At 71.2% G+C, this 13,208-nt stretch carries 12 protein-coding genes; 1 reads left to right on the forward strand and 11 read right to left on the reverse strand.

The window, feature by feature from the left end:
- Positions 1-201 precede the first annotated feature (201 nt).
- The 11 genes from AB0A61_RS32770 to AB0A61_RS32820 all read right to left on the reverse strand — a co-directional run bounded on the left by AB0A61_RS32770 (position 202) and on the right by AB0A61_RS32820 (position 11,664).
- Positions 202-1,557 (reverse strand): GTP-binding protein, encoded by a 1,356-nt coding sequence (locus AB0A61_RS32770; RefSeq protein ID WP_361300483.1) that lies wholly within the window; start codon positions 1,555-1,557, stop codon positions 202-204.
- Between the two features lie 2 nt (positions 1,558-1,559).
- On the reverse strand, positions 1,560-2,504 hold the full coding sequence (gene cysD / locus AB0A61_RS32775) for a sulfate adenylyltransferase subunit CysD (protein WP_361300486.1): 945 nt from the start codon (positions 2,502-2,504) through the stop codon (positions 1,560-1,562).
- Positions 2,501-3,070, reverse strand: coding sequence for an adenylyl-sulfate kinase (cysC, locus tag AB0A61_RS32780; protein WP_361300489.1), 570 nt, complete (start codon positions 3,068-3,070; stop codon positions 2,501-2,503). The genes cysD and cysC overlap by 4 nt, the downstream gene beginning before the upstream one ends.
- A gap of 3 nt (positions 3,071-3,073) precedes the next feature.
- Positions 3,074-3,784: a phosphoadenylyl-sulfate reductase gene (locus tag AB0A61_RS32785; RefSeq protein ID WP_361300492.1), complete on the reverse strand. Its 711-nt coding sequence runs from the start codon at positions 3,782-3,784 to the stop codon at positions 3,074-3,076.
- Positions 3,781-3,963 carry a hypothetical protein gene (locus AB0A61_RS32790; protein WP_361300495.1) on the reverse strand — a complete coding sequence of 61 codons (183 nt, stop codon included), beginning with the start codon at positions 3,961-3,963 and terminating at the stop codon, positions 3,781-3,783. Before AB0A61_RS32790 ends, AB0A61_RS32785 begins: the two co-directional genes overlap by 4 nt.
- A complete protein-coding gene (locus tag AB0A61_RS32795) occupies positions 3,960-5,657 on the reverse strand; it encodes a nitrite/sulfite reductase (protein WP_361300498.1) in 1,698 nt (565 codons plus the stop codon). Before AB0A61_RS32795 ends, AB0A61_RS32790 begins: the two co-directional genes overlap by 4 nt.
- Before the next feature lie 149 nt (positions 5,658-5,806).
- Entirely contained in the window at positions 5,807-5,890 is an 84-nt protein-coding gene (locus AB0A61_RS32800; RefSeq protein ID WP_361300529.1) for a putative leader peptide, read from the reverse strand.
- A 127-nt stretch (positions 5,891-6,017) separates the two neighbouring features.
- Complete coding sequence (locus tag AB0A61_RS32805) at positions 6,018-6,590, reverse strand: GNAT family N-acetyltransferase (protein ID WP_361300501.1); 573 nt, start codon at positions 6,588-6,590, stop codon at positions 6,018-6,020.
- A gap of 250 nt (positions 6,591-6,840) precedes the next feature.
- Positions 6,841-8,178 carry a hypothetical protein gene (locus AB0A61_RS32810; protein ID WP_361300504.1) on the reverse strand — a complete coding sequence of 446 codons (1,338 nt, stop codon included), beginning with the start codon at positions 8,176-8,178 and terminating at the stop codon, positions 6,841-6,843.
- A gap of 160 nt (positions 8,179-8,338) precedes the next feature.
- A complete protein-coding gene (locus AB0A61_RS32815; RefSeq protein WP_361300532.1) occupies positions 8,339-9,625 on the reverse strand; it encodes a GAF domain-containing protein in 1,287 nt (428 codons plus the stop codon).
- A 392-nt stretch (positions 9,626-10,017) separates the two neighbouring features.
- Positions 10,018-11,664: an acyl-CoA dehydrogenase family protein gene (locus AB0A61_RS32820; RefSeq protein WP_361300507.1), complete on the reverse strand. Its 1,647-nt coding sequence runs from the start codon at positions 11,662-11,664 to the stop codon at positions 10,018-10,020.
- A 143-nt stretch (positions 11,665-11,807) separates the two neighbouring features.
- Between AB0A61_RS32820 and AB0A61_RS32825 the strand changes: the two genes are divergently transcribed.
- On the forward strand, positions 11,808-12,968 hold the full coding sequence (locus tag AB0A61_RS32825) for a YihY/virulence factor BrkB family protein (RefSeq protein ID WP_361300511.1): 1,161 nt from the start codon (positions 11,808-11,810) through the stop codon (positions 12,966-12,968).
- The last annotated feature ends 240 nt before the right edge of the window (positions 12,969-13,208 follow it).

Consider the following 13,208-nt stretch of genomic DNA (forward strand, 5'->3'; position numbering starts at 1 on the left):
CGGTCGTGGCCGGGAGTGGGGTACCTCCCTGCTCGAGCGGCGTCGAGAGCTCGGGGGAGGCTAGGGGGACGGGGCGCGCAGGCAGTGCGCGTACGTCAGCACGCACATCGGGCCACTCCGCCCTGTCCGCTGCCCCGGGCGCCGCTGCCGATGCGGCCGCCCTCCTTCGCGAACGACGCGTAGACGTCGGTCGTCCTCATGTCAGAAGTCCCAGCCGTCGTGGTCGTCCTGGTCCTTGACCGGTTCCGGGGAGGCGAACGACTCGCCGACCATGCCGGCGGTGAGGGTGGTCCCGTCGTGCGGGTCGATCAGGATGAAGGAGCCGGTGCGGCGGGAGTCTGCGTAGGAGTCGACGGGCAGTGGTTCGGCGGTGCGGATCTTGACCCGGCCGATGTCGTTGGCGACGAGCCGGCCCGGGTGCGGGTGCAGGGACAGGTCGTCCAGGGTGAGCCGGGAGGGGATGTCCTTGACGATCGCCTTGACCGTGCGGGTGCCGTGCTTGAGCAGCACCCGGTGACCGACGGTCAGCGGCTGGTCGGCGACGTGGCAGACGGTCGCCTCCACGTCCTGGGTGGTGGCGGGCGCGTCCTTGCTCGGCACGATCAGGTCACCGCGGGAGACGTCGATGTCGTCCTCCAAGAGGACGGTCACCGACTGCGTGGTCCAGGCCACGTCGACCGGACTGCCCAAAAGGTCGATACCCGAGATCCGCGTGGTGCGCCCGGAGGGCAGCACGGTGACCTGCTCGCCCACCCGGAAGGTACCGGCGGCGATCTGTCCGGCATAACCCCGGTAGTCGGGGTGCTCGGCGCTTTGCGGGCGGATCACGTACTGCACCGGCAGGCGGGCGTGGCAGTGCGCCAGGTCATGGCTGACCGGAACACTCTCCAGGTGCTCCAGCACGGTCGGGCCGCCGTACCAGTCCATGTTCGCGGACGCCTCCACGACGTTGTCGCCCGCCAGCGCCGAGATCGGGATGGCGGTGACCTCCGGAACGCCCAGCTCGCTCGCGTATGCCGTGAACTCCTCGGCGATCTTCGCGAACACCGGCTCCCGGTAGCCGGCCAGGTCCATCTTGTTCACGGCCAAAACCACGTGCGGCACCCGCAGCAAAGCCGCGATCGCGGCATGGCGGCGGGTCTGCTCCACGACACCGTTGCGGGCATCCACCAGGATCACCGTCAGCTCGGCCGTCGAGGCACCGGTGACCATGTTCCGCGTGTACTGCACATGCCCCGGCGTGTCGGCCAGGATGAACCGGCGGCGCGGGGTCGCGAAATAGCGGTAGGCCACGTCGATGGTGATGCCCTGCTCCCGCTCGGCGCGCAGGCCGTCGGTGAGCAGCGCCAGGTCCGGGCCTTGCTGACCGCGGCCGGCCGAGGCACGTTCCACGGCCTCCAGCTGGTCGGCCAGCACCGACTTGGAGTCGTGCAGCAGCCGCCCCACCAGCGTGGACTTGCCGTCGTCGACCGAGCCGGCGGTCGCAAACCGCAGCAGGGTGGTCGCCGACAGCTGCCCGACGGACAGCGGCTGGGCGGGTTCGGTGGTGCTGGTCATGACTAGAAGTACCCCTCACGCTTGCGGTCTTCCATCGCGGCCTCGGAGAGCTTGTCGTCGGCCCGGGTGGCGCCACGCTCGGTCAGCCGGGAAGCGGCGATCTCCGCGATGACCTGGTCCAGGCTCACGGCATCGGAGTCGACGGCCCCCGTGCAGGACATGTCACCGACCGTGCGGTACCGCACCCGCCGCCTCTCCACCCGCTCCCCCTGCCGGGCACCGCCCCACTCACCCGCGGTCAGCCACATCCCGCCCCGCCGGAAGACGTCCCGCTCATGCGCGAAGTAGATCCGCGGCAGCTCGATGCCCTCCCGGGCGATGTACTGCCACACATCCAGCTCGGTCCAGTTGGACAGCGGGAACACCCGCACATGCTCACCCGGCGCATGCCGCCCGTTGTACAGGTTCCACAACTCCGGCCGCTGCCGGCGCGGATCCCACTGCGAGAACTCATCACGCAGCGAGAACACCCGCTCCTTGGCCCGCGCCTTCTCCTCATCCCGCCGCCCGCCACCGAACACCGCATCGAACCGCTCCGATGCGATCTTCTCCGTCAGCGGTACCGTCTGCAGCGGGTTACGGGTCCCATCAGCCCGCTCCTTGAGCACACCACGGTCGATGTAGTCCTGCACGGACGCCACATGCAGCCGCAGACCATGCCGGGCCACCGTACGGTCGCGGTAGTCGATGACCTCCGGGAAGTTGTGCCCGGTATCCACGTGCAACAGCGCGAAAGGCACCGACGCCGGAGCGAACGCCTTCAACGCCAGATGCAGCATGACGATGGAGTCCTTGCCACCCGAGAACAGAATCACCGGCCTCTCGAACTCACCCGCCACCTCACGGAAGATGTGCACCGCCTCGGACTCCAGCGCATCCAGGTGGGAGAGGGTGTACGGGCTGACCGTGCCCTCGTCTCCTCCCCTGGCCTCGGCGACGGTCGTCATGCCAGTCCCCTTTCGCTGAGCAGTGCGTACACGGACGCCGCGGACTCCTGCACACTCTGGTGCTGCGCCTCGATCCGCAGATCGGGCGTCTCGGGCTCCTCGTACGGGTCGTCGACGCCGGTCAGACCCTTCAGCTCACCGGCGGCCTGCTTGGCGTACAAACCCTTCACATCGCGTACGGAGCACACCTCGACGGGGGTGGCCACATGCACCTCCAGGTACGCCGTGCCGCGCGCCTCGTGGCGCTTGCGCACCGCGTCCCGGCTGTCGGTGTACGGCGCGATCACCGGGACGAGCGCCGTGACGCCGTTGCGGGCCAGCAGTTCGGCGACGAAGCCGATGCGCTGCACATTGGTGTGCCGGTCCTCGCGGCTGAAGCCGAGGCCCGCCGAGAGGAACTCGCGGATCTCGTCGCCGTCGAGCACCTCGACGCGGTGGCCCTCCTCGCGCAGCCGCCCTGCCAGCTCGTGGGCGATGGTGGTCTTGCCGGCGCTCGGCAGACCCGTGAGCCAGACGGTGGCTCCGGTGGTCACGTGATTCTCCTGGTTCGTCGAAGTCCCTGTCATGGGTCAGCCGTGCAGCCCGCACTCGGTCTTGGCGCTGCCCGCCCAGCGGCCGGCGCGCGCGTCCTCGCCCTCCAGCAGACGGCGGGTGCACGGCGCGCAGCCGACGGAGCCGTACCCGTCCATGAGCAGCGGGTTGGTGAGTACGCCGTGCTCGGCGACGTACGCGTCCACGTCGTCCTGGGTCCAGCGGGCGATCGGCGAGATCTTGACCTTCTGCCGCTTCTCGTCCCAGCCGACGACCGGGGTGTTCGCCCGGGTCGGGGACTCGTCGCGGCGCAGACCGGTCGCCCAGGCCTGGTAGCCCTTCAGGCCTTCCTGAAGCGGCAGCACCTTGCGCAGCCGGCAGCACAGGTCGGGGTCCCGGTCGTGCAGCTTCGGGCCGTACTCGGCGTCCTGCTCGGCCACCGTCTGCTTCGGGGTGAGGGTGATGACGTTGACGTCCATCACGGCCTCGACGGCGTCGCGGGTGCCGATGGTCTCCGGGAAGTGGTAACCGGTGTCGAGGAACACGACGTCCACGCCGGGCAGCGCGCGGGAGGCGAGGTGGGCGACCACCGCGTCCTCCATGGAGGAGGTCACGCAGAAGCGTCCGCCGAACGTCTGTGCCGCCCACCGGAGGATCTCCAGCGCGGAGGCCTCCTCCAGGTCGCGGCCCGCCTGCTCGGCGAGCGCCCTCAACTCGTCGGCCGTGCGTTCTTCCTGAGCCGTCGTCATATCCGCTCGTCCCCTCCGTTGTCGGCTCGCCGGAGCCCCCGGGCGAGCAGCCCGAGGAACTTCAGCTGGAAGGCCCGGTTGCATGCCGCGCATTCCCAAGTGCCGTGGCCCTGCTCGCTCGGACGCAGGTCCTCCTCGCCGCAGTAGGGGCAGTGGAAGGGCGCCGCACGCTCGCTCACGACAGTGCCTCCTCCGACGCGCGTGCGGCCCAGGCGGCGAATCGCTCGCCGTCCTCGCGCTCCGCCTGGTAGCGCTTGAGAACGCGCTCCACGTAGTCCGGGAGCTCCTCCGAGGTGACCTTCAGACCGCGCACCTTGCGGCCGAATCCGGCCTCCAGGCCCAGCGCGCCGCCCAGGTGCACCTGGAAGCCCTCGACCTGCTCGCCGTTGTCGTCGAGGACCAGCTGGCCCTTGAGACCGATGTCCGCGACCTGGATGCGGGCGCAGGCGTTGGGGCAGCCGTTGAGGTTGATGGTGATCGGCTCGTCGAAGTCCGGCAGGCGGCGCTCCAGTTCGTCGATCAGCGAGGAACCGCGCGCCTTGGTCTCGACGATGGCGAGCTTGCAGTACTCGATGCCGGTGCAGGCCATGGTGCCGCGCCGGAAGGAGGACGGCCGGGCGCTCAGATCCAGTGCCTCCAGGCCGTCGACCAGGGAGTCGACCTGCCCCTCCGCCACATCGAGAATGATCATCTTCTGTTCGACGGTGGTACGGACCCGGCCGGAGCCGTGTGCCTCCGCCAGTTCGGCGATCTTCGTCAGGGTGGTGCCGTCGACACGGCCGACGCGCGGGGCGAAGCCGACGTAGTACCTGCCGTCCTTCTGGCGGTGCACGCCCACGTGGTCGCGCCACTGGTGGACGGGCTGCTCGGGGGCGGGCCCGTCGACCAGCTTGCGCTTGAGGTACTCGTCCTCCAGCACCTGGCGGAACTTCTCCGCGCCCCAGTCGGCGACCAGGAACTTCAGCCGGGCCCGGTTGCGCAGCCGGCGGTAGCCGTAGTCGCGGAAGATCGACAGGACGCCCTCGTAGACGTCCGCGACGTCCTCCGACGGCACCCACGCACCCAGCCGCACGCCCAGTTTGGGATTGGTGGACAGGCCGCCGCCGACCCACAGGTCGAAGCCGGGGCCGTGCTCGGGATGGCGCACGCCGACGAACGCGACGTCGTTGATCTCGTGCACCACGTCGAGCAGGGGTGACCCGGAGATGGCCGTCTTGAACTTGCGGGGGAGGTTGGAGTACGCCTTGTTGCCGAGGACCCGGCGCTTCATCTCCTCCAACGCGGGCGTGCCGTCGATGATTTCGTCCTCGGCGATGCCGGCGACGGGGGAGCCGATCATCACTCGCGGGGTGTCGCCGCAGGCGGTGACCGTGGACAGGCCGACGGCCTCCAGCCGGTTCCAGATCTCGGGCACGTCCTCGATGCGGATCCAGTGGTACTGGATGTTCTGCCGGTCGGTGATGTCGGCGGTGCCGCGCGCGAACTCCTGCGAGACCTCACCGATGACGCGCAGTTGCTCGGTGGTCAGCCGGCCGGCGTCGATGCGTACCCGCATCATGAAGTAGCGGTCGTCCAGCTCCTCCGGCTCCAGGATCGCCGTCTTGCCGCCGTCGATTCCGGACTTGCGCTGGGTGTACAGACCCCACCAGCGCATGCGGCCGCGCAGGTCGCTGGGGTCGATCGAGTCGAAGCCCCGCTTGGAGTAGAGCGTCTCAATGCGTGTCCGCACATTGAGACCGTCGTCATCCTTCTTGACCTGCTCGTTGCCGTTGAGCGGGGTGAAGTGACCAACGGCCCACTGACCCTCACCGCGGTGACGACTCACCTTGCGGCGGGGCGCGGAGGCGGCAGGGTTCTGCGGGGTGGCGGCCATGGTGGATACGTCCTTCGGGACAGGCGGGAAGCGGCTCTGACCTGCGCGTTCGGGTGCACGCGCAGAAGCGCGCGGCATTGCGCGGCAGGCGGCGAAAAGCAAGATGCGGCGGTGCTGGGCCCGTGGCCTTCAGGCCACCACGGGCGGGCTCAGCTCGTCCGACAGATGGCGCTGGACATGCGGCCGAGGTCGACGTGACGTCGACTCACCAAGGCGATCCCAGATCCAGACATGACGGCAGCGTGTCACGGCGATCTGGACACAGTCCAGCTTCGTCCATAATGCGGACATCCATGTCTCGAAATACGAAACAAGGGTGTCGCCGCTCACACGGCTGGAAAGCGGTTGTGTCTGTGCAGGTCAGACTGGGTACGCTCCCGGCCAAGGACCCGGAGTCGGTGCCTCCGGCTCTTCCTCCACCTTGGTGTCGAAGAGCTTGAAGCCGCGGCGCAGGTAGTTGTCCATCGCGTGCTCCCCGTCCTTGCTGCAGGTGTGCAGCCAGACCCGCTTCGTCGGTGCCAGTCCCGGCCAGCGGTCGGCGAGGTCCCAGGCGCGGGCGGCGCCGTACGACAGCAGATGGCCGCCGATCCGGCGACCGCGGAAGGCCGGGATCAGGCCGAAGTAGACGATTTCCACGGCCCCGTCGTCCTGCGGCTCCAACTCGACGTACCCCGCGGGCGTGCCCCGGTCGTACGCCACCCATGTCTCCACCCCCGGACGCATCAGGTGCTCCTGCCACCGTGCGTACGGCCAGCCGAGCCGGTCCGTCCAGAGAATGTCGCCGCCCACCGACGCATACAGGAACCGGCTGAACTCGGGCGAGGGCACCACGGAGCGGACGATCCGGACGTCACTCTCGGGCGCGGCGGCCGGGAGGAGATCGGTCGGGGCGGTCTGCTCCAGGGACCAGGTGGTCACGGCAATGGTCGTCATGCCGGCCAGGGAATCATCCCCGCCGGGCCCGTGTCGATCGAGGGTGCCGGGTCTCACGCGCCGGACGGTCCCGGCGGGGCGCCGCCGCGCCCCGCCGCCGCCGCGCTTCTGCGCCTGCCGCCCTGGCTCTCCGGCTACTGCAGTGCCTCTCCGGCGCCGCGCCCCTCGGGCTGCCGCAGTGCCTCGCCGCCTAGCGCCGCGCCTCTCCGGCTGCCGCAGTGCCTCGGCGCCCAGCGCCGCGCCCCGCCTCCTAGCGAAGCGCCTCGTCCACCGAAGACAGTGGCAGTGCGAACAGCACCCGGCCCGACAGTGACCAGATCTCGCCGGTCGGCGCCGAGTAGGAGAGGGAGCCGCTGCCGTCGGCCCAGCAGTGGTGTGTGCCCGAGGATCCGCACGAGGTGGTCTTGGCGCCCTGCATGTCCTGGCGCCACAGCGTGCCGTGGCCGTCCTGTGCGGTGGCGGCCCGGCCCAGGTACCAGTCGGCCTCCGCGGAACGGCCCGTCCGGTGGGACAGCACGCCGCGGACGTCGTCCGCCTTCGTTTCGTAGGCCTCCAGGGCGGCCACGCTTCCGGAGGAGTCGGCGGCCAGCAGCCCGGAGCGGTCGGGGTCCGCGCTGAAGGGGTAGCGCCACAGGAGCGTGTGCCGGTTGCCGCCCGAGCGCATCGCCGCGCTCGCGACCAGGCTGTCCGGCGCGGCGCTGCGGTCCAGCGAAAGACCTTCGGGACAGGGGGCGACGGCACCGGTTGTCCGGTCGCACCGCCCGCCGGCCGGGCGGTAGGAGGCGATGGCGGGCAGCACCCACCGGTAGCCGTGCGCCGACCAGCCGCCGGGCACCTTCCCGATCGCGTCGCCGGTCACGGTCGTGCGCTGGATGCGGTGCAGGTCGTAGACGTACAGCGCGTCGCCCGCGCCGCCGGACGCGGTGACCAGCAGCTTGTCCTGGTACCAGACCATGCCCGACACGTGCGAGGCGAGCCCGTGGTAGTCGCGCCCGCCGTCGACCGGGACGACGAGCAGTGCCCAGGTGTAGGTGAGGTGATCGGGGTCGCCCGCATTGACGAAGGCCACCCTGGCCAGACCGCGCTCGGCGGCCGTACCGCCGCTGTGCGTCCAGCCGGAGAGGATCACGCGGTTGCCGCCCCGGCGTCCGTCGCCGCCCGCGCCCCCCGAGGTGGTCACCGACGCGGGCTGCCACTCGCGGGTGGCCGCGTCGGCGGGGTCCCAGCAGTAGGCACGCGTGGCCGCCGGGGCGACGGGCAGGGCCGCCTTCTCCTCGGAGGTGCAGTCGTCGGCATTGCGCAGTGTGCGGTCGGCGCTGTTCAGGACCGAGTCGACGCCCGCCGGTCGGCCCATCGCCGCGGCCAGCCGGTCCAGCGACTGCTGCGGTACGGGCTGTTCGGTCAGCCGCAGCCGGCCGAGCTCGGCGGGCGAGGTGAGCGGCTGAAGGGCCCCGGGGTTGTCGGTGACCGTGGCCTGCGAGGCGCTGATCATGGTGGCGGCGGCGGTCAGGGCCAGGGCGGTCCCGGACAGAACGGCGCGTACTACCCTGCCCCGCCTGCGCCGGCGGTGTCGGCCGCGATGCTTCATCAAACCTCCCGAGGCGGGCCAACTGCGCTCAGTGGTCCGTACGTTGACCGAGGAGCAGGTGGGGTGACCCGAAGGCGATGTTACGACAGTCCGGGACTTCACGGGCCGAAGACCCTGCAAATATGCGGAAGATGCCACCGGGGGGACCAGTCGGGCTACCTCACGCAAACCTCTCCCGGCCCACCGGACGCCCACGCCCCTGTGCCACCGCCGGAGTCGTCGAGTGTGGCAGCAGGTCATGCGGATCGTCCGGGAGGAGCGCCTCGACCTCCGCGTCCTCACGGAAGCGGTAGGGCCGGTGCTCCAGGAAAGCCCCGAGATAGCGCCGTATCCGGGATATCTCGGCGCGTACCGTCACCGTACGGGCCGGATCGCCGAAAAGGTCCTCGGCCAGGCCCGCGGCGCTGCGGCCGGAGCGGTGCACGGCCAGCAGGTAGAGCAACTCGGCGTGCCGGGGGCTCAGTTCCCGGGTCCACGAGCCCGCGTCGCCCGAGACGGTCACCGACCAGCGCCGCCGCCGCGTCAGGTCCAGCACGATCCGTGCCGCCCCGTGCGGTACCGACTCCTCGACCGCCCGCACCAACCAGCCGTCCGCCAGCGGCTCGAGCGAGCACACCCCGACGGCGGGCAGCCGGTGACGCCCCGCCGACGGCGACTTGGGCAGCGTCATCCGCGGCGCGTACGGCAGGCCGGCCACGGCCGCGGTCCAGCCGTTCCGGTCGACCACCGCCATCCGGCCGTCCAGCCGCGCCAGCACCGGCGCCGCCACCGCGCGCAGCCGCTCCAGCGAGGCCAGGTGCCTCTCCCGCAGTTTCGCCTCGGCGAGTTTGGCGACGGCGTCGACCCAGGCAACGGTGGCCGGGTGCATCGTCTCCAGCGGCCCGCTGACGTCCACCACACCGAGGAGCCGGCCGTCGCGGGGGTCGGTGAGGGGAGCGCCGGCGCAGGTCCACGAGCCGTGCTCGCGCACGAAGTGCTCGGAGCCGAAGATCTGTACCGGCCGCCGTACCACCGCGGGCGTGCCGACCCCGTTGGTGCCGACCACGTCCTCCCGCCAGTCGGCGCCGAGTTCGAAACCGAGACCGTCGGCCTTGCGCAGCACCGCCGGGTTGCCCTCGCGCCACAGCACCCGGCCCTCCTCGTCGGCGACCACCATGATGTGGTGGGCGACGTCCGTCACCGACAGCAGACCCTCGCGCAGCACCGGCAGCACGTGCCGCAGCGGCGAGGCCTCCCGCCGCCGTGCCACCTCCTCACGCGGCAACAGGCCGGAGCGGAAGCCGTGCTCGGGGTCCACCCCGCTGCGCAGCACCCGCTCCCAGGACTGCCCGATCACCGGGCGCGGCGCCATGCGCGTGCGCTGTCCGGCGAGCCTCGCGGAGCGGACCTCGCTGACCAGCCGTGCCGCCTGTGCCGTGTCGACGGCGGCCGGCCGGGACACGTCCATCCGCGCTTTCGCCACTGGGTCCTCCCGAGAAGGGGCCTCGGACAAGCGGTTTCCCCGGATCCTTCCGGCCACGGGCCGGCGCACGTTCCGGCTGTCCGATTCATAGTGCCGCTCCCCGGCGACGGACGGACGCAGTCCGGTACAGAGACTTGCAAGTTGCAACCCCTTGCAACCCTGGTGAACAGGAAAGCGCTGATTGAAACTTGTCCAACGCCGCCCCGTGCGGCGTTCGTGGCCTCGAACGGGCCGGCAAGAGCGGGGGTGGTGCCGTGTCGGCGCAGCACCACCCCCGCGTTCCTTCCGCAAGCCGTTGACGAGGAACGGGCGTCCGGTTCCGGCCAGCAGGGCGGCCGGCTCAAGGCCCGTCGGGAAAGCGATCGCGCCCCGGTCCGTCAGCCGACCGGCCGTGCCCGGTCCACGACCGCGGCCAGGTTCAGGGTGTGCGGAAGGGTCCCGAAGGCCGCGCCCCAGTCGCCGCCCAGGCGCGAGGCGCAGAACGCGTCGGCGACCTCCGGCGGCGCGTACCGGACGAGCAGCGCCCCCTGGAGGACGAGCGCGAGCCGCTCGGCGAGGCGCCGGCCCCGCGCCTCGACGCCGTCCAGGTCGGCGAGTTCGGTGAGCAGGTTCTTGATCGCACCGTCGAGCCGGTGGTCGGCGCCGCGCGCCCGGCCCACCTCGCTCAGGTAGGCGTTGAGCGCCTGTGGCTCCCGCTGCAGCGCCCGCAGCACGTCCAGTGCCTGAATGTTTCCGGCGCCCTCCCAGATGGAGTTCAGCGGCGACTCGCGCACGATCCGGGCCAGCCCCCACTCCTCGACGTACCCGTTGCCGCCCAGGCACTCGGAGGCCTCCACGGCGAGCGGCGCGCACCGCTTGGTCACCCAGTACTTGGCGACCGGCACCGCGATCCGCAGGAACGCCCGCTCCTGCTCGCCGCCGTCGTCGTAGGCCGCCGCGAGCCGCAGCGCCAGCGTCGTCGCCGCCTCCGACTCCAGCGCGAGGTCGGCCAGCACGTTGCGCATCAGCGGCTTGTCGATCAGCCTGCCGCCGAACGCCTCGCGATGGGCACAGTGGTGGACCGCCTGCGCCACCGCCTGCCGCATCAGCCCCGCCGAGCCGAGCACACAGTCGAGGCGGGTCGCCGCCACCATCTCGATGATGGTGCGCACCCCGCGTCCCTCCTCGCCGACCCGGCGCGCCCAGGTCCCGTCGAACTCCACCTCGCCCGAGGCGTTCGACCGGTTGCCCAGCTTGTCCTTGAGCCGTTGGATCCGGAACACGTTGCGGGTGCCGTCCTCCAGCACCCGCGGCACCAGGAAGCAGGTCGGACTTCCTCCCCCGCCGGGGGACGTCTGCGCCAGCACCAGGAACCCGTCCGACATGGGCGCCGAGCAGAACCACTTGTGCCCGGTCAGTTCGTACGTGCCGTCCTCGGCGAGCGGCCGCGCGGAGGTGGTGTTGGCCCGTACGTCGCTGCCGCCCTGCTTCTCGGTCATGGCCATCCCGAACAGCGCCCCGGCCTTCAGGCGCGCGGGCCGCAGCTCGCGGTCGTAGATCATGGAGGTCAGCCGCGGCTCCCACTCGTCGGCCAGCCCCGGGTCCGTGCGCAGCGCGGGCACCGCCGCGTGGGTCATCGACAGCGGGCAGCCGTTGCCGGCCTCCACCTGCGTCCAGAGCAGGAACGCGGCCGCCCGCCGCACATGTCCCGCGGGGCGGGTCCAGGCCGCGGTCAGGCCCGCCGAGACGCCCTTGCCGAGCAGCCGGTGCCAGGCCGGGTGGAACTCGACCTCGTCCACCCGGTGGCCGTAGCGGTCGTGCGTGTGCAGCTTCGGCGGACTCTCGTTGGCCAGCCTCGCCCACTCCTGCAGCTGGACCGAGCTCGCGGACCGCCCGAGCCCCGAGAGTTCGCCGCGCACCTCGTCGAGCAGAGCGGAATCGACGTGCCGCTCGACCGCCTCGACCAGGGCGCGGTCCGCGGCGAAGACGTCGTAGCCGACCAGCGGCGGCGCCTGGTTGGTCACGGTGTGAGTGCTGGCTGCCATGAAACGGAACCTACCCGGGGTACGGCGAAGGTCACCACACCTGCGCAGGCTCCCGGTCGGCCGGCCCCTCGGGCCGGTGTCCTGCCTGGTCGAGGCCCTTGGCGGATGCGGGACACCGGGCCCGACGGAGATACCTTTGGGTCGTGCAGGCAGCAAGCGAAACCCCCGACAGGCCGTCCGGCCGGTTCCACCGGGCGCGAGCCCTCTACCGGAACGTCTCCAAACGCAGGACGGCCTGGCTGCTGCTGAAGGACACCGTCAACTCGTGCATGGAGTACCGCATCCTGGGCCTGGCGGCCGAGGCCGCGTTCTTCTCCCTGCTCTCCGTGCCGCCGCTGCTGCTGAGCCTGATCGCCCTGCTCTTCTACGTCGACAGCTGGACCGGCGCGCACACCATCGCCAGCCTGGAACGGAACATCCTCGACGCCTCCCGCACGGTCCTGTCCGACCAGGGTGTCAAGGAGATCACCCAGCCGATCCTGCGGGACGTGATGAAGGGCGGCCGGCCCGACGTGATCTCCCTCGGTTTCGTGCTGGCGCTCTGGTCGGGCTCCCGCGCGGTGAACGTCTTCATCGACACCATCACCGTGATGTACGGCCTCGACGGCGTGCGCGGCATCGTCAAGACCCGGCTGCTGTCCTTCGGGCTGTTCATCGTGGCGCTGCTGATCGGCTCGGTGGCGCTGCCGCTGATGGTGGCGGGCCCCGACGCGGTGGTACGGGTCGTGCCCTGGTCGACGACCGTGGTGCAGGTCCTGTACTGGCCGGTCGTGATCGTCCTGTCCGTAGCCTTCCTCACCACGCTGTACCACGTGTCCGTGCCGGTGCGCTCCCCGTGGATCGAGGACGTGCCCGGTGCCCTGGTCGCGCTCGCCATGTGGGTGGTGTGCAGCTTCCTGCTGCGCATCTACCTGACCAGCACCGTCGAGGGACCCACCATCTACGGCTCACTCGCCGCCCCCGTCGCGGTACTGCTGTGGATCGGTGTGTCCGCGTTCGCCGTGCTCGTCGGCGCCGCGGTCAACGCCGCCATCGACCGGGTCTGGCCGGCCGCCGCCACCGCCGCGGCCCGCGCCGCCAACGAGCGGGTCCGCGAGGCGCAGATCGCCGAGTACGTGGTCCGGGTCGCGGCGGCCATCGAGTCCGACCCCGACGATCCCGACATGCCGTCCGAGTTCCCGGAGCGCTGGTCCCGCTTCCTGCCACCCGAAGACGTCTCGGCGCGACTGCGGGCGCATGTGAGAAGCACCCATGTGAAGGGACCGCACAAGGGACAGGAGCACGGGTCGGCGCACGACAAGTGACGCGAGGGGGCGCCTCGGACCTGCCGCGCCCCCGCGGCCGCCGCGTCGCGGGCGAACCCGGCGAAGTCCCGCGGCTCGCGCCCCAGGACCGGGCGGCACGCCGAGCTCGGCCAGATCCTCGCCGTACCGCCGTACCGCCGTACCGGCGTACCGGCGTACCGGCGTACCGGCGTACCGGCGTACCGGCGTACCGGCGTACCGGCGTACCGGCGTACCGGCGTACCGGCGTACCGGCGTACC

The sequence above is a fragment of the Streptomyces sp. NPDC046197 genome (assembly GCF_040646295.1).
Lineage (GTDB): Bacteria > Actinomycetota > Actinomycetes > Streptomycetales > Streptomycetaceae > Streptomyces.

Bases quoted from the DNA above. Each gene is read 5' to 3' on its own strand.
- AB0A61_RS32770 (WP_361300483.1), bottom strand. From the start codon at position 1,557: ATGACCAGCACCACCGAACCCGCCCAGCCGCTGTCCGTCGGGCAGCTG.
- cysD (WP_361300486.1), bottom strand. From the start codon at position 2,504: ATGACGACCGTCGCCGAGGCCAGGGGAGGAGACGAGGGCACGGTCAGC.
- cysC (WP_361300489.1), bottom strand. From the start codon at position 3,070: ATGACAGGGACTTCGACGAACCAGGAGAATCACGTGACCACCGGAGCC.
- AB0A61_RS32785 (WP_361300492.1), bottom strand. From the start codon at position 3,784: ATGACGACGGCTCAGGAAGAACGCACGGCCGACGAGTTGAGGGCGCTC.
- AB0A61_RS32795 (WP_361300498.1), bottom strand. From the start codon at position 5,657: ATGGCCGCCACCCCGCAGAACCCTGCCGCCTCCGCGCCCCGCCGCAAG.
- AB0A61_RS32800 (WP_361300529.1), bottom strand. From the start codon at position 5,890: ATGTCTGGATCTGGGATCGCCTTGGTGAGTCGACGTCACGTCGACCTC.
- AB0A61_RS32805 (WP_361300501.1), bottom strand. From the start codon at position 6,590: ATGACGACCATTGCCGTGACCACCTGGTCCCTGGAGCAGACCGCCCCG.
- AB0A61_RS32810 (WP_361300504.1), bottom strand. From the start codon at position 8,178: ATGAAGCATCGCGGCCGACACCGCCGGCGCAGGCGGGGCAGGGTAGTA.
- AB0A61_RS32815 (WP_361300532.1), bottom strand. From the start codon at position 9,625: ATGGACGTGTCCCGGCCGGCCGCCGTCGACACGGCACAGGCGGCACGG.
- AB0A61_RS32820 (WP_361300507.1), bottom strand. From the start codon at position 11,664: ATGGCAGCCAGCACTCACACCGTGACCAACCAGGCGCCGCCGCTGGTC.